Source organism: Petroclostridium sp. X23 (genome assembly GCF_030013905.1).
Taxonomy (GTDB): Bacteria; Bacillota; Clostridia; order SK-Y3; family SK-Y3; genus X23.
The window spans coordinates 1,737,893-1,762,452 of record NZ_CP124862.1 but is presented as its reverse complement, the minus strand read 5'-3'; the positions used below and the strand labels follow the sequence as shown (position 1 = coordinate 1,762,452).

The following is a 24,560-nucleotide window of genomic DNA, read 5'->3' as shown; positions in this document are numbered from 1 at the left end:
GATTGAGATGAAATACGAGATATTAAGGATAGAGAATATTTGTAAGAGGTTCAATGATCTGCAAGTTCTCAATAATGTGAGCATTGACGTGTATAAGGGTGAATTTCATGTAATATTAGGGGAATCAGGAGCAGGTAAATCGGTGCTGGCAAAGATATTGTCCGGTGTTTGTCAAAAAGATTCCGGCAGAATATATTTTGAGGGTAAAGATATCTGCATTGAATCATATAAGGAAACGAAAAAATTGGGTGTTGGCTTCATATACCAGGAAATCAATTTAGTTCCCAACTTAAATGTATTTGAAAACATATTTATTGGGAGAGAGATAAAAAAGTATTTTTTATTTATTGATAAGAAACAATCTTATAATTATGCCTGTGAGTTTATTAAAAAAATAGGATTTTATATCGATCCCAGAACTCCGGTAATGGAGCTGACAATATCGCAAAAGCGCATTGTAGAAATAATAAAAGCAGCATGCGGCAACAGTAAGCTTATTGTTATGGATGAACCGATATCATCAGCGCCGGAAAAGGATGTGAGAATATTCAAAAATATTTTACGGGAATTAACTGCTAAAGGGACCTCAATATTATATCTAACACGCAGAATTGATCAAATCTCAGAGTTTGTAGACAAGATAACCATATTAGATGGTGGGCGTATTACATTTAAGTATTGGATTGGGAAGCTCTTAAAGGAACCGATTCCGGAAGATTTATTCAAAAAAACAAGTAAGGAATTTACTGAAGTTAAAAAAAACAGTTGTAACGAATTTTTAAAAGTTGAGGGATTATCGACTTTAAAGTCACTGAAAAATATATCTTTTTGTGCAGAAAGAGGAGAGATTGTAGGAATTACAGGACTTTGGGGATCTGGATATGCTGAGCTTGCAATGGCCATTTTTGGACTTGAAAAGAAGACGCGCGGAATGATTTTCATTGATAATATTATAAAAAATATACGAACCCCAAGGGATGCAATTAAAAGTGGGATATGTTTAATTACGGGGGAGGACATCATGAATGGATTGATTAAGCAGATGAACATCAAAGATAATATTACGTTACCCGTACTTAAAAAGGTGAGTAAAGGACTATTTTTAGATAAAAAAGCTCAAGGTATAATTACTGAAGATTATATGAAGCAGCTGCTTATAAAGGCAAGCAGTACGGAAGAAAATGTATCGGAACTTAGCACCGTTGACAAACTGAAAGTCATAATTTCAAAGTATTTGATAACAAAACCCAAAATATTAATTTTTTATGAAATAACGAAAGGAATGAAATCCGAAACAAAGTATGAAATATATCATTTAATAAAGGAATTTGCCAAAAAAGGAATTGTTGTGTTATTTTCTTCTCATGACTTTTATGAAGTGTCATATTTGTGCAACAGAATCATCGTTATGAATGATGGGGTTATAGGCAGTGAAATAAGCGGTAGAAATGCTGAAAATATAAACTTAATAGCGGAAAACATTTGATTATTTGAAAAAATAAGATGATGGAGGTATAATGTGTGTGATTACAATAAAAAGAATACAATCTCTTAAATATATCGTATTAAATTTATGGAAGAGTTTATTAAAATACCCTATTATTATAGCTTTTATTATTATGACTGCGGTCATAATTTCTTTATCTACTCTAATTGATGGTTTTTTATCAGATAACAACTTATTATCACTTCTGAATTTGATCTCTTTTCTGGGAATAGCAGCTCTTGGCCAAAGTATAGTACTTGTTTCGGGAGGAATTGACCTATCCGTAAATTCCATTTACACTTTTGCTGGCGTAGTTTGTGCTGTTGCTATCCAATTATTGGGATTACCCGTGCCGATTGCAGTTGCGTTAGGACTCATTGCATCTGTATTTTTTGGCTTGATAAATGGTATTATTATATCTCGGCTGAAGCTCTCTCCGTTTATTACAACGATAGGTATGTTAGGTATCATCAGGGGCTGTACAAACGCAATTACTATGAATTTTCCAATTTTATACCTTCCTATAGAATTCAGGTCTTTGAGTCAAGGATATATAGGTATTTTCCCCTTTTCATTAGCAGTACTTTTATTTTTTATAATAATTATTTCAGTATTAATGCATTCAACGATAATAGGAAAATGGATATTTGCCATAGGAGGCAATGAATGGACTGTAAAAATATCAGGCATTAATACAGATAATGTTAAAATGCTGGTTTATGTACTGTCGGGAAGCATTGCTGGAATAGCAGGTATGCTGGATGCTTCAAGAATAGGTTTTGCCTCTCCGGCGGCAGAATCAGGGTTTGAACTTGGAACTGTCGCAGCTGCAGCTGTCGGCAGCATCGGTATTTCTAGCGGACTGGTATCTGTTATGGGTACAATGATCGGTACAACATTTATTGGTGCTTTAAGAAACAGTCTTTCGCTTCTGAACATTGCCAGCTGCTGGCAGCAAATAATAATTGGAATTGTAACAATTTATACTATAGCTTTGGCAAATAAGAGAAAAGCAGATAATAATCTTTTCCAATGACAAAAGGAAAGAATTCTATGACATATGTAATAAATATAGAAACGATGTTGACAATTTTATTCAAATTCTATATAATTAGCACAGAAATTATCGAACGTTGTTTGTATATGCGAACAGTTGCGAATTGAATCCACAAGTGATGTTTGGATATAGATGTAAATATGTTAATAGGGAGATCGAAAAAGAAATTATGAAAATAAATAAATCGGCATCCAGAACGGTAGATATACTGGATTTGGTTTCCAGGGCAGAACAACCATTAACGATATCTGAGATTAGTAAAATGTTAAATATTCCCAAAACCAGCACCTTTGAGATTTTATATACCTTGGTCGAAAAAGGGTACCTTGAAATTGCAGATGAGCGGTTAAAGACTTTTAGATTGGGCATAAGGATTTTCCAAACAGGGATACGCTATTTAACAAAAACAGACCTTCACCGGGAAGCACGTCCTTTGTTGGAAAAATTGATGAATGAGACCGGTGATACGGTTTTCTTGGTTGTAGAAGATAAAGGACAACTGATTTATCTAGACAAAGCAGAAGGAACGAGTGCAGTTAGAACCACCGCTAATCTGGGAACCAGAAGTCCTATGCATTGCAGTGGAGTAGGTAAAGCACTATTGGCAGCCTATCCGGAGGAAAAAGTCAAAGAAATCTTTCGAAAGAGTGACATGACTAAAAGGACACCCTATACGATTACAAATTATGAGGATCTAGCTTTGGACTTGGAACGTACTAGACAACGAGGGTATGCTATCGACAATAGGGAAGGAGAAATTGAAGTGTTTTGCGTAGCGGCGCCCATATATAATCAGTTTTCCCAACCGATTGCCGCTATTAGTATTGCTAGTCTGTATTCAAAAATCAACGATGAAAGACTGCATAAATTCGAAAGACTGATTACTGAAACTGCACTAAGTATTTCAAAAAGGCTTGGTTTTACCGGTGAAAGATTGTTTTAATAGTTTGTGGTATTAAAACTTTTGTATAAGGGGGATAAATAGTGATTATAAGTGAAGATATAGTAAAGATTGATGAGAAAGATAATGTCGCGGTAGCGGTTAAAGATTTAAAAAAGGATCAACTTATAACTTTAGAAGATGTTCAAATAAAGCTTAAAGAAGATATCGGCATGGGGCATAAAGTTGCTCTACAAAACATCCATGAAGGAAGTCTCATCATAAAGTACGGTTTTACAATCGGTCATGCTTCCGCAGAAATAAGTATTGGGGAGAAAGTACATACGCATAATCTGAAAACCAATCTTAAAGGGTTTCTGGACTACGCGTATAACGCTAAATTAAACGCTGTATGCGACAACAACGCTGTTCAGTATAAATTTAATGGCTATGTCAGAGAAAATGGAGATGTCGGAATAAGAAATGAGATATGGATTATCAATACAACCGGCTGTGTAAATAAAACATCCGAGCGTTTGGAACGGATGGCCGCGCAGAAATATGAGGGGCTTACCGATGGTGTTTTTGCTTTTACACATCCATATGGATGTTCGCAGCTCGGTGATGACCATCTTACTACCCAAAGGATTTTAGCGGATTTGGTGAACCATCCGAATGCTGCCGGAGTATTGGTGTTAAGTCTTGGGTGCGAGAATAATAATGTCAAAGAATTTAAAAAAGTACTTGGAGACTATAATGAGGATAGGGTAAAGTTCTTAATTACACAGGATGTAGAAGATGAATATGAAACCGGCTTAGAACTGATAGGGAAATTGGTTGAATATGCGGGAACTTTTAAGAGAATGAGTTTGCCAATTTCTAAGTTGAAGATCGGATTAAAATGCGGAGCTTCCGACGGTTTTTCCGGCATCACTGCAAATCCTCTTGCGGGTTTTGTAAGCGATAAGTTGACTGCATGCGGATGCAGCGCGATCTTATCGGAAGTACCGGAAATGTTTGGTGCGGAAACCATCTTGATGAATCGTTGTGTAGATAAGCAAATATTTGATAAAAGTGTAAAGCTGATCAATGATTTTAAGGAGTATTTTATAAGGCATGGTCAGGAAATATATGAGAATCCTTCGCCGGGGAATAAGGAAGGCGGAATATCAACCCTTGAAGAAAAATCTTTGGGATGTGTACAAAAAGGCGGAGCCGGTAATGTTGTAGATGTTTTAGATTATGGAGATAAAGTGGTCAAAGGAGGGTTGAACCTGCTGAATGCTCCCGGAAATGATCTGGTTGTGCAGACCGCTTTAACGGCTGCCGGGGCCCATATCATTCTCTTTACTACCGGAAGAGGGAATCCTCTTGGCGCACCCGTTCCAACTGTCAAAATATCGAGTAACACTGAATTGTATAAAAGAAAAAATGATTGGATCGATTTTAATGCCGGTCAGCTGCTGGAAGGAAGAAATATGAATGAACTGTCGCAGGAACTTTTTGATTTTGTTCTCAAAGTAGCATCAGGAGAGATTTATACGAAAAATGAATTGAATGGCAATAGAGATATCTCTATCTTTAAAGATGGAGTAATACTATAAATGATAGAAAAGGAGTATTTTATAATGGATTTTATAAAAAAAGGAATTTACGACAACAAGATTGTAGCGATTATCAGAGGAATTGGTGCGGATAGAATCTTGGATACGGTAGCTGCGCTACGGGAAGGCGGAATAAAGCTGCTTGAGGTAACATTCAATCAGGAAGATGAAAGCAAAGCATTGGAAACGTTAAAATGCTTGGAACTCATCAAAGGTAAATACGGTGATGAAGTATACTTGGGAGCCGGCACAGTAATGACAGAGGAGCAGGTTGTAAAAGCAGTAGAGGCAGGAGCGGAATATATCATATCTCCTAATGTAGATATAAAAGTTATTCAAAAGACCAAGGAATTAGGCAAGCTCTCTTTGCCAGGTGCTTTTACTCCTTCTGAGATGGCAAGGGCATACAATGCCGGGGCGGATATTGTAAAGCTGTTTCCGGCCGGCATCTTAGGAACCGAATACATAAAGGCACTTCTTGCTCCGCTTAGCCACATTCCGGTAGTAGCTGTGGGCGGCGTAAACGTGGACAACGTCGATCAGTTTATAAAGGCAGGGGCTATAGGTGTTGGTGTTGGCGGCAGCCTGGTAGACAAGAAAGCGATTTATGCCGGTGAATATGATAAAATCAAGCAGGTAGCGCAGGCGTATGTAGAAAAATTACAAATGGATTGAGCGACTAAGATAAACGAATATCAAGAGGCTTATGAAAGAGTTTTGAATTTGTAAATCAAGCCCTATGGTACAATGCTGATTTTCAGTGATTAAAGTATAAGGAGAATAGTCATGTATGTTATTACAATAGATACTGGGACAACCAATACAAGAGTAAAGGTATGGAAGCAGGATAAAGTGGTTGCAACGTCTTTTGAGGAAGTTGGTGTAAGGGATACCGCAATCACCGGCAGCAAGGAAAAACTGCAGACCGGTGTAAAGACGGCGATCCAAAAGGCGCTGGATATGGCCGAAATTAATAAGGATGATGTTAGTCTCTTTCTTGCATCCGGGATGATCACTTCCAATGTAGGGCTATACGAAGTGCCTCATGCGCCGGCCCCGGCAGGTATAAAAGAGTTGGCGCTGGGTATGGTAAAGGCGGTAATACCCGAGGTGATTGAGAAACCCATCTGGTTTGTGCCCGGAATAAAAAATAATGTGCAAGATGTGAACATGGAAAACTTCGAGTCTATGGATATTATGAGGGGTGAAGAAACAGAAGCATTTGGCATTATACAGTGTTTGAATGTAAAAGGTCCTGCACTCATTGTTTTACCGGGTTCTCACTCTAAATTTATTATGCTGAATGAAGAAAACCAAATTACTGCATGTATTACTTCATTAGCAGGAGAATTACTATCGGTAATCACAAAAAGTACTATTCTTTCCAGTGCGGTAGGAAGTTCATTTTCTAAAAGTCTCAATGAACAAATGCTGTTAAAAGGTGCTCAATGTGCTCAGAAGGTGGGGTTGAACAGAGCTTGTTTTTCTGTGAGAATATTGGATCAATTTACACAATGTTCAACAAATGATAAAGCAAACTTTTTGGAGGGAATCATATTTGGCACCGATTTACTCGCATTGAAAAACAGCGGCGCATTTAAAGTAATCCCTGAGATTCCGGTCATTATAGGCGGTAGTGAAGCGTTGAAAAGGAGTTTTGAAATTTTAATTAGAAATGACAGCTATTTTAAAGGCGAAATAAAGGTAGTAGACGCTGAATATATGAAAGATATGGCAGGATTCGGTGCCATTTTGGCAGCTAAAGAAAGAAACCTGATATAGCTTAATGTTGCATAAAAGAGCTGAAGTAAATGAAATGTTTTTTACTTCAAGCTCTTTTTTATGTTGTGAAAGTTATGATATACTGTTTTGTGTCTATTTATATCTGGATGGTGAATAAAATGATAAATGTGAAAGGAAATACATATTATATACCTGGACATGTATGTATAGGTGTATATGTGCAAGGCAGCCAATGCGTTCTCATTGACACAGGATTGGATGAGAATGCTGCAAGGAAAGTTTTGAAAGAATTGAAGCAAATGGATATAACACCTGCGGTGATTATCAATACACATGCGCATGCGGATCATTTTGGAGGCAATGCCTTTATTCAGAAGCGGCAGAATGTAATAGTATGTACATCCGAAAAAGAAAGTGTTACAGCGCAATATCCTATTTACGAGCCTTTTTACCTATTTTCTGCTGCGCCGCTAAATGAAATGAAGAACAAGTTTTTCATGGCTTCTCCCAGCAAGGTGGATGAGGTGATCAAAACTGGGAAAATACAAGTGGGAGGGTTTGATCTTGAGGTGATTTCTTTACCCGGACACAGTATTGATCAGATTGGCATCGTAACTCCCGATAATATTCTGTTTTGCGGGGATACGTTGATTGGCAAGCATATCATTGATAAATACAGTCTGCCATATATTTATGATGTAGAACAGCAGTATAATACACTAAACTATCTTAAGGGCACCAGCTATGATGGATATGTGTTGGCACATGGCGGATTAGCCGAGGATATTTCTTCTGAAGTGGAAATGAACTTTCAGGTGATGCAAGAGATAGAAAAATACCTCTTAGGCTGCTTGCAACAGCCGGCAACAAGAGAAGAATTACTGGCAATGTTTGTGAGAGACAAGGGGATCCATTTAACAATGATACAATATCCTCTGCTTTCTGCTTCGTTGTCGGCATATTTGTCCTACCTTGCAAATCATAATTATATTAAGTATTATTTTGAACAAGGGAAGCTTTACTGGCAGGCATGTCAATCTATTTGACACATATTTTAATTGTAGAATGGAGTTGGGTAGAACGATGAAAGTTCTTAAGAATTCCCTGAGGATTTCTCATGATATTGTAGAAAAAGTAGTTTGTGAAGGGGATGTTGTAGTTGATGCCACAGCAGGAAACGGTAATGATACGCTTTTTCTTGCAAAACTTGTAGGTGAATCCGGTCATATATACAGTTTTGATATTCAAGATATTGCTATTGAAAAAACAAAAGAAAAGTTGGAGGCAGGAAAGGTTGCTGAACGAGTGACGCTCATCAAGGACGGTCATCAAAATATAGACAAGTATCTGCAAAAAGATATTAAGGCTGCGATGTTTAATTTGGGCTACCTTCCGGGAGGTAATCATTCGGTTCATACAACGTCGCATACCACAATATTAGCAATTCAAAAATGCTTGGATTTATTAGTGCCTCATGGGATCGTAATGCTGGTGATATACTATGGCGGAGACAGCGGATTTGACGAAAAGGGTGCCGTGATGAATTTCCTTAGCACGTTAGACTGCAAAAAGTATTCTGTTTTAATGCATGACTTTATCAATCAAATAAATTGTCCGCCTATCGCAGTTTGCATTGAGAAACTATAATAATATACGCAAGAATCAAAAAAAAGCACATCAGCTGCTTTTTTTGTTATATTATCATAAAAAAAGTAATAATCTAATATATAGGTAAAAAACTCTAAATTTGTATTTATCAAGGTATATATCATGTTATCCATTAAGTTTTCGTAGGTGCGGACGACAAAATGATCCGAATGTTTATATGGAGGTGCGAATGAATTTGACTATAAAGCGGGTTCTTCAATTGTTAATGATACTAATATTTTTTATATTTTGTCAAGGTGCTATTACTGCCCAAGAAAATGAAGAATTGGGATTTGATTTTCAAGATATACAAACCGCCGTAAGCAGCGAAAAAGCACCACCCAAAATATCATCTCCTGCGGCAGTTGCCATTGACACAGTCAATGGAAGAGTTTTATACAATAAGAATGCCTTTAACAAAAGGCAAATGGCCAGTACAACCAAGATGATGACAGCAATACTGGCAATTGAAAAAGGAAATCTAAATGATATTGTTACTGTAAGTAAAAGAGCAGCTTATGTAGGCGGGTCACAAGCCAATTTGAAAGTAGGAGAAAAGATTAAGCTGGGAAACCTACTATATGCACTCATGCTTCCATCGGGAAATGATGCGGCGATTGCAATTGCCGAACATATTGCGGGGAGTGTTGAAGATTTTGTAAAAGTGATGGATGAGAAAGCTTATGCTATTGGTGCGAAGAATACAAAATATGGTTCACCACACGGTTTAGATAGAAACAATTATTCTACGGCCTATGATTTGGCAGTGATCGCCCGGTACTGCTTGAGTAATCCTGTTTTCGCCGAGATTGTCAGTACGGAGTCCAAGGTGATTCCCCGGGAAGGGACGGAGAATGGGAAACAGTACTATAACACCAATGAGATGCTCGGATCATACGAAGGTGCGGATGGCGTGAAAACAGGATATACCGGACCGGCGGGAAGATGCCTGGTAACTTCAGCCACCAGAGAGGGATGGCAGGTTGTAAGTGTAGTTCTAGGTGCCAATTCAAGGAGCAGCCGGTCAAGTGACAGCCGCAAAGTTTTGGACTATGTTTTCGCAAATTATCCTTTGGTTACCGTCTTATCTGACGGACAAAGAATGGAAAGCGTTACATTAGTAAAAGGCAAGAAACAGCAGGTTTCTGCAGTCAATAAAGGTGACATCACACTGCATATATCTGACGATGAGTTGATCGGTATACAAAGAGAATTTATATTGCCTGAAAAAATCATTGCTCCGGTACGCAAGGGGCAAACTATAGGCAAGGTTATTTTTAAGCTCGAAGAAAATCCTATCGGTTCATGTGAACTTTATGCAGGAGAAGACATAGGATTTTGGACGGTAGATATGAATATAGGGAAAATCTTTAAACAGTGGATAGAATTGAAAAAACTATTGCAACAAAACAGTATAATATAATAATATGTAGGTACAAACAATCAAAAAATGGAGGTACTATGGAATATACGGAAACTCAAGAAATAAAAGAACGTGTTGTGCTGGTAGGTGTCCACACAGGAAAAAAGAATACATTGGAAGACACAACCGAAGAATCATTAGCTGAGTTAGGCAGATTGGCGGATACGGCAGGTGCGGAAGTCTTGGCAACGCTGCTCCAAAATAGGCATAATATAGAGACATCAACCTATATTGGTGAAGGAAAGGTAGAAGAGCTAAAGGCAGCGTGTGAGACCCTTGAAGCAAACGTCATCATTGTTGATGATGAATTGACCGGTTCACAGGTGCGAAACCTCGAGCGTATTACGGGAATAAAGGTCATAGACCGGAGTATGCTGATATTGGATATCTTTGCTTCCAGAGCAATGACAAAGGAAGGGAAGATACAGGTTGAACTCGCACAACTGAAATATTTACTGCCGCGGTTAACCGGCATGGGCGCAGCCCTTTCAAGATTGGGAGGCGGAATTGGCACCCGTGGTCCGGGAGAAACAAAATTAGAAACCGATAGACGGCATATACGAAGGCGTATCGGATATTTGGAAGAAGAGTTAAAAGAAGTAGAAAAGCACAGGGCACTCTTGAGAAGCCGGCGTAAGAAGGAAGGAATTCCGGTGGTAGCATTGGTTGGTTATACCAATGCGGGAAAATCTTCTTTATTAAATACGCTCACCCATTCGGATGTTTTGGCAGAGGACAAGCTGTTTGCTACGCTTGACCCTACCACAAGAAGCATAGAGCTTTCTGATGGGAGAAAAGTACTATTGGTGGATACGGTAGGTTTTATAAGAAAGCTTCCTCATCATTTGATTAAAGCTTTTAAATCAACTTTGGAAGAGGCTGTACTGGCCGATATACTACTGCATGTTGTTGATTCAAGCAGTGAGGAAATTGAGGAGCATATGGCGGTGGTGAACAATCTGTTAGAAGAGCTGGGAGCGATCAATAAACCCATCATTACCGTGTTTAACAAGATAGACCTAAAGCAAGATGACGTACGATTGCCTGAAAGTACAGGCATGGCTCATGCAAGTGTAGAAATATCTGCGCTTACGGGGAAAGGAATTGCAGTGTTGCTGGAGATATTGGATGAGGTAGTGCCCGGCAAGAAAACTGAGATAAAAATATGTATTCCGTATTCAGAAGGAAATTTGGTGTCACAAATCTTTAAGGAATGCGAAGTACTGCATCAAGAACATAATGAACAAGGTACTGTAATGGATATTCTTGCCGATTTGGTTATGATAGGAAAAATAAGAAAGTATATTGTGGGGAGTGAAAATGAAGAGTGAGGGGGAATCAACAGACAGAATATAAAACTGTCAATCAATTCGGTACGGCAGAAATTGTTGAAAAGAAATCGCGTTTTATCGCGAGTGTCAAACCCGTTGCCACAGAAGAAGAAGCATTGGAATTTATCGCTGAATTAAAGTCAAAATATTGGGATGCGCGCCACAATGTTTATGCCTATATTATAGGGGACAATCATATTCAAAGATACAGTGATGATGGTGAACCGTCAGGAACAGCGGGCATTCCCGTTTTAGAGATAATCAAAAAGGAGCAGCTGCAGGATGTGGCAGTGGTGGTGACACGTTACTTCGGGGGAACGCTTTTGGGAGCGGGAGGCCTGGTGAGAGCGTATGGGAAAAGTGCAAAAGAAGGATTAGTTGCTGCCGATATTGTTACCATGAAGTTATGTGATAGTTTAAAGATCAATGCTGATTATACCTTATTAGGGAAAATACAGAATGAAATCGGCAATGCTGGACATATTATTGAAGAGATTGTATACCGGGACGATATCACTATATTTGTACTTGTACATACCGGTGAAACACAGCGGTTTGTCGAAACAATGATTGATATTACCAATGATAGGGTAAATATTGAGAAAGCGGCAACGAAATATATTGCTGTGAATGAACAAGGGAAACTGTGTAGTAGTGAATAATGAATAGTGAATAGTTAATAATGTACAATGGACAATGTAATTCAATGAAAAAAAGTCCGATTTAGCACGCAGAAGGAGTGAAGCATGGGGACGGACCTACTGCTGCGCTTGCTTTTTAGGGAAGCTGTAGGTCCGTCCCCATGCTTTGCGACTGATCAATCAAGCACTTTATCACATCTTCTTATAATAGTATGCAAGACTTGGGGACTGGTCTGCTGTCAGGCCTGGTTTTTGGCCGGACTGCGGCCCTGGGCCCCGCCCATGTCAGATTCCCGAACGATGAAGCACTTTTTAGCATTCTTCAAATTGGATGTAAAAAGTCACATGCTGTGAAATCTATTGCTGTAGATAAACAGTGGGAATTATCATCAAAAGCAATGTAACTGCTGTGAACCGTGAACTATGAACTAAATAAATTACGAGGTGATATTATGAGAGAAGAAGAATTGTTAAAACTAAAAAAATGGGCTGTAGTGGGTGCTACAGAAAATCATGAAAAGTACGGATATAAAATTTATCAAAAGCTTAAAAGCAAGGGATACACCGTATATCCCATCAATCCTAATTACACTGAGATTGAAGGAGATAAATGTTATGTCAATCTGAGCGAGCTTCCCGAACTTCCCGATGTTGTCGATATGGTTGTTGCGCCACGGCATGGAATACACACTGTAGAGGAGGCGGCCAATCTGGGCATAAAACATATATGGCTTCAGCCGGGAACCGTAAGTGACGAGCTGCTCAAACTGGCAGAAGAAAGAGGAGTCGATACGGTGCAGGCTTGCGTTCTGGTAGCTCTGAATTATGTATAAGATAAAAAATATAATTATTGACATTTGCATATAATTTGTCATATAATAAATACATAAATTCCGATAAGAATAATATGAAATAAAAAGGAGGTTCTTAAATGCGTGTTGCAAACTATATTTATGAGTTAATCGGGCAAACCCCTATGGTAAGATTGAATCGGCTGGTAGACGAGGACAGTGCGGAAGTGCTGGTGAAGTTGGAAGCATTTAATCCGGGAAGCAGTGTGAAAGACCGGATTGCACTTAATATGATTACGGATGCCGAAGAAAAAGGTCTTTTGAAACCCGGGTCCGTGATCGTGGAGCCTACCAGTGGAAATACCGGTATTGGGCTTGCGATGGTAGGTGCTGCAAAGGGATATAAGGTCATTCTGGTGATGCCGGATACCATGAGTATGGAGAGAAGATTGCTGTTGAAAGCTTACGGTGCGGAGCTTGTGTTGACCCCGGGAGCCGAAGGGATGAAAGGGGCCATTAAGAAAGCAGAAGAGTTGGTAAAAGAAAATGCTAACTACTTTATACCGCAGCAATTTCAGAATGCTGCCAATCCCGCAGTGCATAAAAAAACAACAGCGGTGGAAATACTTAATCAAACGGATGAAAAGATAGACGCGTTTGTTGCCGGTGTAGGAACAGGAGGTACTTTAACAGGGGTAGGGGAAGTACTTAAAGAAAAGATACCCTCAATCAAAGTGGTTGCTGTAGAGCCGGAAAATTCACCGGTTTTATCAGGAGGGAATCCCGGTCCTCATAAAATTCAAGGTATTGGTGCGGGATTTGTTCCGGAAGTGCTTAATACAAGCGTTATAGATGAAATTATAAAGGTAGCGGATGAAGATGCATTTGCCACTGCAAGAAAGCTTGCTTCTGAAGAGGGGATGTTAGTAGGAATTTCTTGCGGAGCAGCGGTTAACGCAGCACTGCAAATAGCTAAAAAATTGGGTAAGGGAAAAAGAGTGGTAGTTATTGCGCCTGATACAGGTGAAAGATATCTGAGTACGGCTTTATTTAAAGATGAATAGAAAATAAGGGAATTGGAGAACAATTCCCTTATTTTTTTTGGGAAATATGGAATAATATTATTGACAACTAAAGGAAAAAGCATTATAATGTAATTAAAAATACCCCTTAAGGGTATGAGAGGGATGGACATGGAACGCTGTGACAACTGTAAAGAAGATATACTTAGGAGACTTAAAAGAATTGAAGGTCAGGTAAAAGGAATCCATAGAATGGTGGATGAAGATAAGTATTGTGCCGATATACTTATTCAGGTTGCAGCGGTAAGGGCTGCTGTCAATAAGGTAGGAGGACTGATTCTTGAAAACCATTCGAGAAGCTGTATCAAGAAAGCTCTTCATACAGATGGCCGGGAAGAGGTACTTGATGAATTGATTGATGTAGTACTAAAATTCATGAAGTAGTTTAAAATTTATATAAGTTGGTATAAATAATACCAGAATAAAGAAGGAGTGATTCATAATGGCAAGTGAAAAAGTTTTAACCATTACAAATGATAATTTTCAGCAGGAAGTAAAGGATTCTTCTGCTCCTGTGTTGGTAGATTTTTGGGCCAGTTGGTGTGGGCCTTGCCGTATGGTGGCGCCGGTGATTGATGAATTGGCGAATGATTTTGAAGGTAAGGCAAAAATTGGAAAAGTAAATGTTGATGAACAAAGAGACATCGCATCTCAGTACAGAGTGATGAGTATCCCTACTATCATGTTGTTCAAAAACGGGGAAGTTGTTGATAAAGTTGTTGGTGTAAGGTCAAAAGAAGATTTTGCAGCAATGATTGAAAGAAATCTCTAATAACAACAAAAACGAATAGGACATTACGGTCGTAATGTCCTATTCGTTTTTTTATTGTTAAGGACTTAATGCCTATATCATTGAGGATCCTAAAAATAATACAATATTAATAAGATACTGTTTGTAAAAATTTAAAAATAAATAACGTTTAAAGAAGGATTTTACTATATGCATATTGAATACATATAGTAATTAATTAAAAATTTGGGGGAATATAGATGGCGGGAGAAAAAAGATTTAGAAGCAGTTTGTTCGGCTATAAAAAACAAGATGTTTACGAGTTTATAGAAAAACTAGCCAAGGACTTGGAAGAACAAATAAAATCAAAAGATGATGAACTTGCCAATCTGAGAACTCAGAATCAGGAATTCAAAAAGCAGGTAGAAGAACTATCCGGAAAGTTAAATACCATTGAAAGTGGACGCACATATATTGCCGATGCTATTATTAAAGCAGAAGAGCAAGCGAAGAGTATTATCGACCATGCGGTAAAGGAAGCAGAGAATAGAAAAGCAGAACTTCAGATGGAAATTGACGAATACCGCCATGCATTGGAAAATGTAAAACAAGAGATAAGAGGTCTGAGATTGGAAGCAATCAATAGAATAAAGAAATATGAAAACGACTTATTAGATATTGCGGGCATTGAGGAAGAATATCTGGACGAAGCCGCACCTTCTCAAGCGGAAAGCATATCGTCAGAAGAGTGATTCGAATATCCTAATTTGCTAATTAAGATGTATTTGGGAAGTTTTAAGCAAATAATTACTATCAATAAGATTAAGATTAAGAAAATGCCTATTGTAAAGATAGCTTTTTCCTTAATTTTAATCTTTTTTATTACTGCATCACCGGTTATTAAAATAATATATAGCATTTTTTTGAATATAATTATATAATATACACTAAATATGTTTTTAAGGGTGGAAGGAGGATTTGACAATGGAGCAAATTCTAGAAATATTGGAGAAAGACAACAGGGTGACACCGGAACAGATCGCGGTAATGCTTAATAGAGATATTGAGGACGTTAAAGCGGCGATAAAGAAATTGGAAGATGACCAGGTTATTTTACGATATAAGACACTGATCAATTGGGAAAAAACCGAAAAAGAGTTTGTGACTGCGCTTATTGAGTTAAAAGTAACGCCTCAAAGGGGAGAAGGTTTTGATAAGGTTGCGGAAAGGATATATAAGTATCCGCAAGTGAAATCCGTATACCTGATGTCAGGAGGATTTGATCTTACTGTCATTATTGAAGGCCGTACGATGAAAGAGGTTGCTCTCTTCGTTGCCGAAAAACTGGCACCCATGGAGTCGGTATTAAGTACCGCTACACATTTTGTATTGAAGAAATATAAAGATGAAGGCGTGATTTTTGAAGAGAAAGAAAAGGATGATAGGCAGGTGATCACTTTATGAAGTTGGAACAACTTCTTTCACCGGCCGTTAAGAGCATTCCGCCGTCAGGAATAAGAAAATTCTTTGATATCGTAACAGAGATGGAAGATGCGATATCTCTAGGCGTGGGTGAGCCGGATTTTGTAACACCTTGGCGTGTCAGAGAAGCGGGGATATATTCACTAGAAAAAGGACATACATATTATACCTCGAATTGGGGGCTGATAGAGCTTAGAAAGGAAATATCGGCATACCTGTCAAGAAGGTTTAATATAACATATAATCCTAAAGATGAGGTGATTGTTACGATAGGTGGTAGTGAAGCCATAGACCTGGCCGTAAGGGCATTGGTTTCACCGGGAGATGAAGTGCTTATCCCTGAACCGAGTTTTGTCTGCTATAAGCCTTGTACGGTATTAGCGGGAGGTGTTCCTGTACCTATTGTAACAAAAGCAGAGAACCAATTTAAGTTAACAGCGGAGGAATTAAAAGAAAAAATAACACCCAAAACGAAACTGCTGGTGATTCCTTATCCTAATAATCCTACCGGTGGTATCATGACCAAGGCAGACCTTGAAGCAATTGCGGATGTTATCCGGGATACGGAAATTTTAGTGATTTCCGATGAAATATATGCGGAGTTGACTTATGAAGGTACACATGTTTCGTTTGCAAGCTTGCCTGGTATGCAGGAAAGAACCATCCTGATAAACGGGTTTTCCAAATCCTATGCGATGACAGGATGGCGGTTGGGTTATGCAGCAGGACATCCAACCATTATTGGTGCAATGACTAAAATACATCAATATGCCATCATGAGCGCTCCTACTACCAGCCAATATGCGGCAATTGAGGCGCTGAAATACGGTGATGAAGATATAAAGAATATGACAAAAGAATATAATTATAGGCGTAGGATCATTGTTGACGGTTTTAGAAAAATGGGATTGGATTGTTTTGAACCGCTTGGCGCATTCTATGTATTTCCTTCTATTCAGAAAACAGGCTTAACTTCCGGAGAATTCTGTGAAAAACTTCTGTATGAAGAAAAAGTGGCAGTAGTGCCGGGAACTGCTTTTGGTGAAAGCGGAGAAGGATTTGTACGATGTTCATATGCATATTCCATAGAGAATATTAATGAAGCGTTAAAAAGGATTGAAAGATTCTTGAAGAAATATATTTAATAGTGGGGAGTGGGGCGTGAATAGTGAATAGTATAGTTCGCAATTTGCACTCCGCTCTTTTTTGATTATAGAAAAATTATCTGCCATACTATAGTTAGCTGTCTAGCATTTAAGATTGAATGTTCGGAAAATGAGCAGTGTTCCGATTTTGAACAATGACTAGAAAGGAATAGTGCTCAAATATATAACATATGATTCTGGTCGCGAGGGGAGCGCTGCACAATTATATGGATCGCTTCTGTAAAATTATACAAAATGAAAGCCCAGGCATATAAACCTGGGTCTTCATTTCCTATTCTTTTGTTGCAATTTTTAATCTGGAGCCCAATATGCCCTCCTTATGTGTAATCAATGCGCTAGTAAAAAAGGCAGAAAAACTCTTATCGGCCACAATCTTAATGCCCTTATCTATTACTACATCATCATCAGGTTTTTGTTCATCAGGAATAACATCAAGTTGAAGGCCTCCACAGCCAAATCCGCAATTAGCTATTCTAATAGCTTCTTTATTCTGTTCTTTCAGTATCTCCTTTATTAAAGAGACAGATTTTTCGTCAATAGATACCACCATAAATAAGCACCTTCTTTTCATATAATTTAAGGATGAACCTTTATATATTTGCATTAAAGAAACGAATTGTACTAGCCCTCTCGAAAAATCAGCGCTAAAACAATCCCCCGAACTTCAGGATCAACGGCCCGAAAACAAGGGACACAATGGTCATAAGCTTAATCAATATGTTGATGGACGGGCCTGCCGTATCTTTAAAAGGATCTCCTACCGTATCGCCTACTACAGCCGCTTTATGGGCGTCACTGCCTTTATGGCTGTGTTTCCCTTCTTCAATATATTTTTTAGCATTATCCCAGGCACCCCCTGCGTTTGCCATCATAATGGCCAGCAGTACCCCGGTCACAAGGGCTCCGGCCAACAGTCCGCCTAATGCTTCCGCTCCCAGTATGAAGCCTGCGGCTAACGGTGCCGCTACGGCTAACAGTCCCGGCAGCAGCATTTCTTTTAATGCAGCTTTGGTACTGATGTCTACGCATTTGGTGTACTCGGGTTTTGCTTTTCCTTCCAATATTCCGTCAATCTCTCTAAACTGCCTTCTTACTTCTTCACACATCTGAAATGCCGCTTTTCCGACAGACTCCATGGTCATTGCGGAAAATAGAAACGGCAGCATTCCGCCCAACAGCAATCCGATGACTACCAGCGGATTCATGATGTCAATTTTCTGTAAACCCACAGCTTGGGAATAAGAAGCAAATAAAGCCAATGCCGTTAATGCCGCAGAACCGATGGCAAATCCTTTTCCTATGGCGGCTGTGGTATTCCCTACCGAATCCAGTTTGTCGGTAATCTTACGTACCTCTTTTGGCAGCTCCGACATTTCGGCTATACCGCCGGCATTATCGGCAATAGGTCCGTATGCGTCCACCGCCACCGTAATCCCTGCCGTGGAAAGCATGCCTACCGCTGCCAGGGCGATGCCGTATAACCCCATAAATTTAAATGCGACCAGAATCCCTGCCGAGATTAATAATAACGGCCACATTGTCGAATACATACCTACTGCCAGTCCGCTGATAATGGTGGTAGCGGCTCCGGTATCCGATTGTTTTGCGATCTTTATGACATGCTTGTAGTCTCCCGAGGTATATATCTCAGTAACCTTTCCGATCCCTATTCCTGTCACCAATCCCGAGGCGATTGCCCAAAACGCATTTAAGTCACCAAATATATGCCTGCTTAATAAAAAAGCAATCACAATCAATACAGCCCCGCTTATATATGTCCCTCTTTCTAACGCTTTTGCCGGATTAGCACTTTTGCTTCCCTGAACCAACAATATTCCGATGATGGAAGCTGCAACTCCTCCCGAAGCCATGAGAAGGGGAAATATCACCCCATTTACAGGATCGATTTGGGGAATGGCTACGGCCAGCGTCATGGCGGATATAATGGAACCTACATAAGATTCGAATAAATCCGCTCCCATCCCTGCTACATCCCCTACGTTATCCCCTACATTATCGGCGATGACAGCCGGGTTTCTCGGATCATCTTCAGGAATATTAGCTTCTATTTTCCCTACCAGATCGGCGCCTACATCCGCCGCTTTGGTATAAATACCGCCGCCGACACGCCCGAAAAGCGCAATGGACGATGCACCCAATCCAAATCCCGTAATCATCTGAATCTGTTCTTGCCCAAGAAAGATATAAAGAATGCCTATGCCTAATACGCCTAATCCCGCTACCGACATTCCCATGACCGCTCCGCCTTTAAAAGCAACTCCGAGGGCCTTATTCATCCCTCCCTGCCGGGCCGCGTTTGCTGTTCTGACATTGGCTTTGGTGGCTACTTTCATACCAAAGAAACCTGCCAGCGCAGAGAAAAAAGCTCCCAATAAGAAACAGTGCGCAGTAATCCAGCCTATTCCCAAGCCTAAGATAACATACAAAATACCGGTAAAAATGATCAGCGTTTTATATTGCCTTGATAAAAACGCCATGGCCCCTTGTTGAATATATGCTGATATTTCTTTCATTCTTTCTGTACCGATATCCAGCTTATTAATGGTTATCGAAAGGAAATAAGCAAACAACAATGCTATCAGCCCCAGCACCGGAGCAGTGATATAATAATAATTCATCAATAATCCCTCCTATATAATTGATATATTGTAATCTTTAAACGATAATTTAACCTTCAAGACTGAGTAATTTCTCAGTTTTGAAGGTTAAATTCTTATCTTTTTTAGCTGCTCCTATTGAAAGGTTTTACTTCTTACCTGCTTCTTTAGTTGCAGCCACTTCTTTAGCTGCTTCTTCTATCGCTTCTTTAGCTGCTTCTTTTATCGCTTTCTGCTTATCAAAAACTTTTATATATATTTCTTTAAGCTCACTTATTAACGGATATCTTGGGTTTCCTCCCGTACATTGATCATCATAAGCTTTTTCTGACATATCATCAAGAGTTGCATAGAACTTTTCTTCTGTAACGCCGGCTTCTTTAATCGTCATTGGCATGTTAACTTTTACTTTCAATTCGTCTACAGCTTTGATCAATGCTTCAACTTTTTCATCTAAAGTTTTTCCACCTAAGCCCAAGAAATCAGCGATTTTCGCATATCTTTCCTTAGCATTCGGATATTTGTATTGAGGGAAAGCCGTTTGCTTTGTTGGTGCATCTACAGCATTGAATCTAATCACTTCATTTATTAGCAGTCCGTTAGCAACACCGTGTGGTATATGGTGCTGAGCTCCCAGCTTGTGTGCCAGTGAGTGACAGATTCCCAGGAATGCATTAGCGAAAGCCATTCCTGCGATACATGAAGCGTGTGCCATTTTCTCTCTTGCTTCTTTATTTGTGGTACCTTCGCTATAGGATAGAGGCAAGTATTTGAATATTAATTCCATAGCCTGTAACGCTAAGCCATCAGTGAATTCGGAAGCCAGTACTGATACATAAGCTTCAATAGCATGAGTCAAAGCGTCTATACCTGATGCAGCGGTTAATCCTTTTGGCATGCCCATCATGAATTCAGCGTCAACGATAGCCATATTTGGAGTCAGTTCATAGTCGGCTAACGGATACTTAGATCCTGTTTGCTCATCGGTAATTACGGCGAAAGGAGTAACTTCCGAACCGGTACCGGCGGATGTTGCTATGGATATCATCATAGCCTTTTGGCCCATTTTAGGGAATGGATATACTCTCTTTCTTATATCCATAAATCTCAAGGCCAGGTCTTCGAATGCTACTTCCGGATGTTCGTACATTACCCACATAATTTTAGCAGCGTCCATAGCCGATCCACCGCCAAGACCTATAATTGTATCAGGCGCAAAGCTTAACATTTCTGCAGCACCTTTTTTAGCAGTTGCTAAAGTTGGATCAGGTTCTACATCCGAGTAAATCTTATAAATGATGCCCATTTCATCAAGGATTTTTGTAACCTTATCTACATATCCCAATTGATAAAGTACCTTATCGGTTACGATGAATGCTTTCTTCTTATTTAAGTCCTTGAGATCTTTTAATCCAACGCCAAGGCATCCATATTTAAAGTAGATTTTTTCAGGGACTCTAAACCAAAGCATATTTTCTCTCCTCTCAGCCACACTCTTGATGTTTAACAAGTGTTTTGGTCCAACATTTTCAGATACGGCATTTCCGCCCCATGAACCGCAACCTAGTGTTAAAGAGGGAGCCAGCTTAAAGTTATATAAATCTCCAATACCTCCATGGGATGAAGGAGAATTTATTAATGTTCTGCCCGTCTTCATAGTAGTAGAGAATTTTTCTACTTTATCTTTTTCCTTCAAAGGATCTGTATATAATACGGACGTATGCCCGAATCCGCCATGCTCAACAAGTGTTACAGCTTTTGCAAGTGCATCATCAAAGTTCTTAGCTTTATATAGGGCAAGAACAGGGGATAATTTTTCATGTGCAAAAGGTTCTTCCACTGCAACTGATTCTACTTCCCCAATGAGAACTTTAGCTGTTTTGGGGACTGTTAAACCTGCAATTTCAGCTATTTTCCAGGCCGGTTGCCCAACGATTTTAGCGTTTATCGTACCATTTACTAGTATTATGTTTCTGACTTTGTCTATTTCATCCTTCTTAAGAATGTAGGCTCCTCTATCTTGGAACTCTTTTCTAACTTGGTTATATAAAGACTCAACTACTATTACTGATTGCTCTGAAGCACAGATAACACCGTTATCAAAAGTCTTTGAAAGAAGTATTGAACTTACAGCCATCTTTATATCAGCTGAATCGTCAATTATAGCCGGTGTATTCCCCGGGCCAACTCCTATAGCCGGTTTACCGGATGAATAAGCAGCTTTAACCATTCCGGGACCACCTGTGGCCAGGATCAGATCTACCTCTTTCATTAAAATTTGTGAAAGTTCAACTGTTGGTTCGTCTATCCATCCGATGATTCCTTCCGGAGCGCCGGCTTTAACTGCTGCATCAAGCACTATTTTAGCTGCAGCTATCGTAGATTTTTTTGCTCTTGGGTGAGGAGAAAAGATCATACCGTTTCTGGTTTTTAAGCATATTAAAGCTTTAAAAATTGCAGTTGATGTTGGATTGGTTGTAGGAATAACAGCTCCTATGACTCCTATAGGTTCTGCGATTCTAGCAATACCAAATCCTTCATCTTTTTCGATAACACCACAAGTCTTTTCATTTTTGAATTTGTTATAAATATATTCTGCAGCATAGTGGTTTTTAATAACCTTGTCCTCTACTATACCCATTCCTGTTTCTTCCACAGTCATTTTTGAAAGTGGTATTCTAGCAGCGTTTGCGGCTAGAGCAGCTTGTCTGAAAATCTCATCGACCTGCTCCTGAGTGTACGTAGCAAACTTCTTTTGAGCAGCTCTTACCTCTTCTAACTTTTTCATAAATTCATTAACAGTTGTCACTATCATTGATCTGCACCTCTTTCTATCTTTGTAATTGGTAGTTGGAATTCTAATAACCTTGTTCGGATTGATTCCTAAAGCATGTCCATTAAATCATTCATATTGAACCTCCTTTTTTATAATAATTAGGGTGTGCACATATAAATAATTGCAATTTTCATGCCAAAGAGAAAAAGCTTAATTAAGCGGAGCTTGCATAAAACAAAAGTTTTATATGCTCAATAATCGAACGTTTGCGTGAAAATTCATTGTTCAGTTATATAACAAGGTGTTCTAAAATGTAACACTAAGACAAGTAAGACAAGGGGACGGTTCTTTTGTCTTGACTTCTGCTAGATAATCCCATACAATATACTGTAGGTGATAAAAATGCCAAGACAAGAGAGAATAAAAAGCAAAAGCGGATATTACCATATTATGATTCGTGGAAATGAAAAAAAGAATATATTTCTCAATGAGCAAGATAAGTTAAAATTTGTTGAAATACTTTTTGATAAAAAGGCGGAACGTAGATTTTTCCTGCATGCATTCTGTCTTATGGATAATCATGTTCACTTATTACTATGTGAAGGGGAAGAGGATGTATCTAAGGTAATGAAGCGGATTACCGTAAGCTATGTCTATTATTTTAACAAGAAGTATAGAAGGGTGGGGCATCTGTTTCAGGATCGATACAAAAGTGAGGCAGTAGAGGAAGATAGCTATGTATTAGCTTTGTCAAGGTATATTCATCAAAACCCTGTTAAGGCAGGAATTGTTAAAGCAACAGGGGAATATAAATGGAGCAGCTATAATGCTTATTTAGATGGCAAAAGTCCTTTTTCTAAAGCAGTTGATACCAATATGATATTGAGTCTATTTTCAAAGGATATTGCACTGGCTAGAAAAGAATTTGTTAAATTTATGAATCAAAATACAGAAGAAATTTTTTTGGATATAATGGAGAAAGAAGAACCAATGGATGAACATGAGGCAAAAAAGCTATACCAAGAGATGCTAAAGAGTAGGGGAGTCACTAATATTGCTGATGATCATCGTAAAAGCATAGATGAATTAATCAAAGATTTCAAACAAACAACTAACTTATCAATAAGAAAAATTGCAGCGATCACAGGTTTAAATAAGGATAAGATAAACAAGATTCTTAAAAATTAGACACGAGAACCGTCCCGGTGTCTGCGCGGTGTCTGCGGTGTCTGCCGGTGTCTGCAGTGTCTGCAACAATTAAGGAGGCTTTTATGGACATAAAACTGGTTGCTATTGACTTGGATGGCACATTATTGAATACAGAAAAAGAAATCAGTCAAAAAAATATTGATATTATTGCCCGGGTAATGAAAAAAGGGATTAAGGTGGTCATCTGTTCAGGGAGAATATTTATGGGCGCCCGTATATACAGCAAGATCATTGGGACACAAGAACCCATTATCGCATGTAATGGAGCGACCATAAGAAGTGTAAAAACCGGTGAAAACATTCATGAGGAACTGATGGATGTACAGGACTGTAAAGAGGTAGTAAGGATATTACGTGAAAACAATATCTATTTCCACGCGTACATAGGGGACAGTATGGTAGCTGAAAGACTGGAATTTTCTACTCTGAGATACTCAAAGATTAATGAAAGGTTTGATGAGGAAGACCGGGTAGATATAAAGATTGTAGATGATGTTTGGGAAAGCATTCAGAAGATCGGTGAGCCGGTGACCAAGTTTGTCATCATGTGTGATGATGTAGAATATCTTGAAAGTGTAAGAACCCTTTTTGGAGATATGAAAACGATAGAAATCGCCAGTTCCGATAAAAATAATTTTGAAATTATGAAGAATGGTGTTAGTAAAGGAAAAGCATTAAAAATCCTTGCGGAGCATTTTGGCTATGCCATGGATCAGGTAATGGCAATAGGGGATAATGAAAATGACATTTCTATGATGAAGGCTGCCGGTTTTGCTGTAGCGATGGAAAATGGATGGGATGAAGTCAAAAGCCTTGCGGATTTTGTTACCTTAAATCATGATCAGGACGGAGTCGCGTATGCATTGGAAAAATTCCTTTTATAGGACTAACGGA

General features: G+C 38.9%; 23 protein-coding genes. 20 read left to right on the top strand and 3 right to left on the bottom strand.

Features of this window, described 5'->3' with window-relative positions; all coding sequences use genetic code 11:
• Positions 1–7: 7 nt before the first annotated feature.
• From QKW49_RS08605 to QKW49_RS08520, 18 genes are all read left to right on the top strand, one after another.
• Positions 8–1,486: a sugar ABC transporter ATP-binding protein gene (locus QKW49_RS08605; RefSeq protein WP_282867141.1), complete on the top strand. Its 1,479-nt coding sequence runs from the start codon at positions 8–10 to the stop codon at positions 1,484–1,486.
• Positions 1,487–1,523: 37 nt separating this feature from the next.
• Positions 1,524–2,522, top strand: coding sequence for an ABC transporter permease (locus tag QKW49_RS08600; RefSeq protein WP_282867140.1), 999 nt, complete (start codon positions 1,524–1,526; stop codon positions 2,520–2,522).
• Between the two features lie 190 nt (positions 2,523–2,712).
• The gene (locus QKW49_RS08595) at positions 2,713–3,486 is read left to right on the top strand and encodes an IclR family transcriptional regulator (protein ID WP_282867139.1); all 774 of its coding nucleotides are present in this window, start codon (positions 2,713–2,715) and stop codon (positions 3,484–3,486) included.
• Between the two features lie 47 nt (positions 3,487–3,533).
• Positions 3,534–5,027 (top strand): altronate dehydratase family protein, encoded by a 1,494-nt coding sequence (locus QKW49_RS08590; protein ID WP_282868097.1) that lies wholly within the window; start codon positions 3,534–3,536, stop codon positions 5,025–5,027.
• A 24-nt stretch (positions 5,028–5,051) separates the two neighbouring features.
• A complete protein-coding gene (locus QKW49_RS08585; protein WP_282867138.1) occupies positions 5,052–5,702 on the top strand; it encodes a bifunctional 4-hydroxy-2-oxoglutarate aldolase/2-dehydro-3-deoxy-phosphogluconate aldolase in 651 nt (216 codons plus the stop codon).
• A gap of 111 nt (positions 5,703–5,813) precedes the next feature.
• On the top strand, positions 5,814–6,809 hold the full coding sequence (locus tag QKW49_RS08580; protein ID WP_282867137.1) for a 2-dehydro-3-deoxygalactonokinase: 996 nt from the start codon (positions 5,814–5,816) through the stop codon (positions 6,807–6,809).
• A 119-nt stretch (positions 6,810–6,928) separates the two neighbouring features.
• Entirely contained in the window at positions 6,929–7,816 is an 888-nt protein-coding gene (locus tag QKW49_RS08575) for an MBL fold metallo-hydrolase (protein WP_282867136.1), read from the top strand.
• A gap of 19 nt (positions 7,817–7,835) precedes the next feature.
• Positions 7,836–8,417: a class I SAM-dependent methyltransferase gene (locus tag QKW49_RS08570; protein ID WP_282867135.1), complete on the top strand. Its 582-nt coding sequence runs from the start codon at positions 7,836–7,838 to the stop codon at positions 8,415–8,417.
• A 190-nt stretch (positions 8,418–8,607) separates the two neighbouring features.
• The gene (locus QKW49_RS08565) at positions 8,608–9,840 is read left to right on the top strand and encodes a D-alanyl-D-alanine carboxypeptidase family protein (protein ID WP_282867134.1); all 1,233 of its coding nucleotides are present in this window, start codon (positions 8,608–8,610) and stop codon (positions 9,838–9,840) included.
• A 38-nt stretch (positions 9,841–9,878) separates the two neighbouring features.
• Entirely contained in the window at positions 9,879–11,171 is a 1,293-nt protein-coding gene (gene hflX, locus QKW49_RS08560) for a GTPase HflX (protein ID WP_282867133.1), read from the top strand.
• On the top strand, positions 11,168–11,833 hold the full coding sequence (locus tag QKW49_RS08555) for a YigZ family protein (protein ID WP_282867132.1): 666 nt from the start codon (positions 11,168–11,170) through the stop codon (positions 11,831–11,833). Before hflX ends, QKW49_RS08555 begins: the two co-directional genes overlap by 4 nt.
• 431 nt (positions 11,834–12,264) lie before the next feature.
• A complete protein-coding gene (locus QKW49_RS08550; protein ID WP_282867131.1) occupies positions 12,265–12,645 on the top strand; it encodes a CoA-binding protein in 381 nt (126 codons plus the stop codon).
• 98 nt (positions 12,646–12,743) lie between these two features.
• Positions 12,744–13,667 (top strand): cysteine synthase A, encoded by a 924-nt coding sequence (cysK, locus tag QKW49_RS08545; RefSeq protein ID WP_282867130.1) that lies wholly within the window; start codon positions 12,744–12,746, stop codon positions 13,665–13,667.
• 129 nt (positions 13,668–13,796) lie between these two features.
• Entirely contained in the window at positions 13,797–14,069 is a 273-nt protein-coding gene (locus tag QKW49_RS08540; RefSeq protein WP_282867129.1) for a metal-sensitive transcriptional regulator, read from the top strand.
• Between the two features lie 58 nt (positions 14,070–14,127).
• Positions 14,128–14,457, top strand: a complete 330-nt coding sequence (trxA, locus tag QKW49_RS08535; RefSeq protein ID WP_282867128.1) for a thioredoxin — start codon at positions 14,128–14,130, stop codon at positions 14,455–14,457.
• A 218-nt stretch (positions 14,458–14,675) separates the two neighbouring features.
• Entirely contained in the window at positions 14,676–15,167 is a 492-nt protein-coding gene (locus QKW49_RS08530) for a DivIVA domain-containing protein (RefSeq protein WP_282867127.1), read from the top strand.
• Between the two features lie 232 nt (positions 15,168–15,399).
• Positions 15,400–15,879 (top strand): Lrp/AsnC family transcriptional regulator, encoded by a 480-nt coding sequence (locus QKW49_RS08525; RefSeq protein ID WP_282867126.1) that lies wholly within the window; start codon positions 15,400–15,402, stop codon positions 15,877–15,879.
• The gene (locus tag QKW49_RS08520; protein ID WP_282867125.1) at positions 15,876–17,042 is read left to right on the top strand and encodes an aminotransferase class I/II-fold pyridoxal phosphate-dependent enzyme; all 1,167 of its coding nucleotides are present in this window, start codon (positions 15,876–15,878) and stop codon (positions 17,040–17,042) included. Before QKW49_RS08525 ends, QKW49_RS08520 begins: the two co-directional genes overlap by 4 nt.
• 292 nt (positions 17,043–17,334) lie before the next feature.
• Here the strand turns inward: QKW49_RS08520 and QKW49_RS08515 are convergent, their stop codons facing one another.
• The 3 genes from QKW49_RS08515 to adhE form a co-directional block, all read right to left on the bottom strand.
• Positions 17,335–17,613: an adhesin gene (locus QKW49_RS08515; protein WP_282867124.1), complete on the bottom strand. Its 279-nt coding sequence runs from the start codon at positions 17,611–17,613 to the stop codon at positions 17,335–17,337.
• Positions 17,614–17,707: 94 nt separating this feature from the next.
• Positions 17,708–19,702 carry a sodium-translocating pyrophosphatase gene (locus tag QKW49_RS08510; RefSeq protein WP_282867123.1) on the bottom strand — a complete coding sequence of 665 codons (1,995 nt, stop codon included), beginning with the start codon at positions 19,700–19,702 and terminating at the stop codon, positions 17,708–17,710.
• A gap of 127 nt (positions 19,703–19,829) precedes the next feature.
• A complete protein-coding gene (adhE, locus tag QKW49_RS08505) occupies positions 19,830–22,538 on the bottom strand; it encodes a bifunctional acetaldehyde-CoA/alcohol dehydrogenase (protein ID WP_282868096.1) in 2,709 nt (902 codons plus the stop codon).
• 321 nt (positions 22,539–22,859) lie between these two features.
• Here adhE and QKW49_RS08500 point away from each other — a divergent pair, with 321 nt between their 5' ends.
• Positions 22,860–23,645 (top strand): transposase, encoded by a 786-nt coding sequence (locus QKW49_RS08500; protein ID WP_282867122.1) that lies wholly within the window; start codon positions 22,860–22,862, stop codon positions 23,643–23,645.
• An 83-nt stretch (positions 23,646–23,728) separates the two neighbouring features.
• Positions 23,729–24,550 carry a Cof-type HAD-IIB family hydrolase gene (locus QKW49_RS08495; protein ID WP_282867121.1) on the top strand — a complete coding sequence of 274 codons (822 nt, stop codon included), beginning with the start codon at positions 23,729–23,731 and terminating at the stop codon, positions 24,548–24,550.
• The last annotated feature ends 10 nt before the right edge of the window (positions 24,551–24,560 follow it).

Coding starts and splice junctions, on each gene's coding strand:
- QKW49_RS08605 (WP_282867141.1), top strand. CDS start 8: ATGAAATACGAGATATTAAGGATAGAGAATATTTGTAAGAGGTTCAAT.
- QKW49_RS08595 (WP_282867139.1), top strand. CDS start 2,713: ATGAAAATAAATAAATCGGCATCCAGAACGGTAGATATACTGGATTTG.
- QKW49_RS08585 (WP_282867138.1), top strand. CDS start 5,052: ATGGATTTTATAAAAAAAGGAATTTACGACAACAAGATTGTAGCGATT.
- QKW49_RS08580 (WP_282867137.1), top strand. CDS start 5,814: ATGTATGTTATTACAATAGATACTGGGACAACCAATACAAGAGTAAAG.
- QKW49_RS08575 (WP_282867136.1), top strand. CDS start 6,929: ATGATAAATGTGAAAGGAAATACATATTATATACCTGGACATGTATGT.
- QKW49_RS08570 (WP_282867135.1), top strand. CDS start 7,836: ATGGAGTTGGGTAGAACGATGAAAGTTCTTAAGAATTCCCTGAGGATT.
- QKW49_RS08565 (WP_282867134.1), top strand. CDS start 8,608: ATGAATTTGACTATAAAGCGGGTTCTTCAATTGTTAATGATACTAATA.
- hflX (WP_282867133.1), top strand. CDS start 9,879: ATGGAATATACGGAAACTCAAGAAATAAAAGAACGTGTTGTGCTGGTA.
- QKW49_RS08550 (WP_282867131.1), top strand. CDS start 12,265: ATGAGAGAAGAAGAATTGTTAAAACTAAAAAAATGGGCTGTAGTGGGT.
- cysK (WP_282867130.1), top strand. CDS start 12,744: ATGCGTGTTGCAAACTATATTTATGAGTTAATCGGGCAAACCCCTATG.
- QKW49_RS08540 (WP_282867129.1), top strand. CDS start 13,797: ATGGAACGCTGTGACAACTGTAAAGAAGATATACTTAGGAGACTTAAA.
- trxA (WP_282867128.1), top strand. CDS start 14,128: ATGGCAAGTGAAAAAGTTTTAACCATTACAAATGATAATTTTCAGCAG.
- QKW49_RS08530 (WP_282867127.1), top strand. CDS start 14,676: ATGGCGGGAGAAAAAAGATTTAGAAGCAGTTTGTTCGGCTATAAAAAA.
- QKW49_RS08525 (WP_282867126.1), top strand. CDS start 15,400: ATGGAGCAAATTCTAGAAATATTGGAGAAAGACAACAGGGTGACACCG.
- QKW49_RS08520 (WP_282867125.1), top strand. CDS start 15,876: ATGAAGTTGGAACAACTTCTTTCACCGGCCGTTAAGAGCATTCCGCCG.
- QKW49_RS08515 (WP_282867124.1), bottom strand. CDS start 17,613: ATGGTGGTATCTATTGACGAAAAATCTGTCTCTTTAATAAAGGAGATA.
- QKW49_RS08510 (WP_282867123.1), bottom strand. CDS start 19,702: ATGAATTATTATTATATCACTGCTCCGGTGCTGGGGCTGATAGCATTG.
- QKW49_RS08500 (WP_282867122.1), top strand. CDS start 22,860: ATGCCAAGACAAGAGAGAATAAAAAGCAAAAGCGGATATTACCATATT.
- QKW49_RS08495 (WP_282867121.1), top strand. CDS start 23,729: ATGGACATAAAACTGGTTGCTATTGACTTGGATGGCACATTATTGAAT.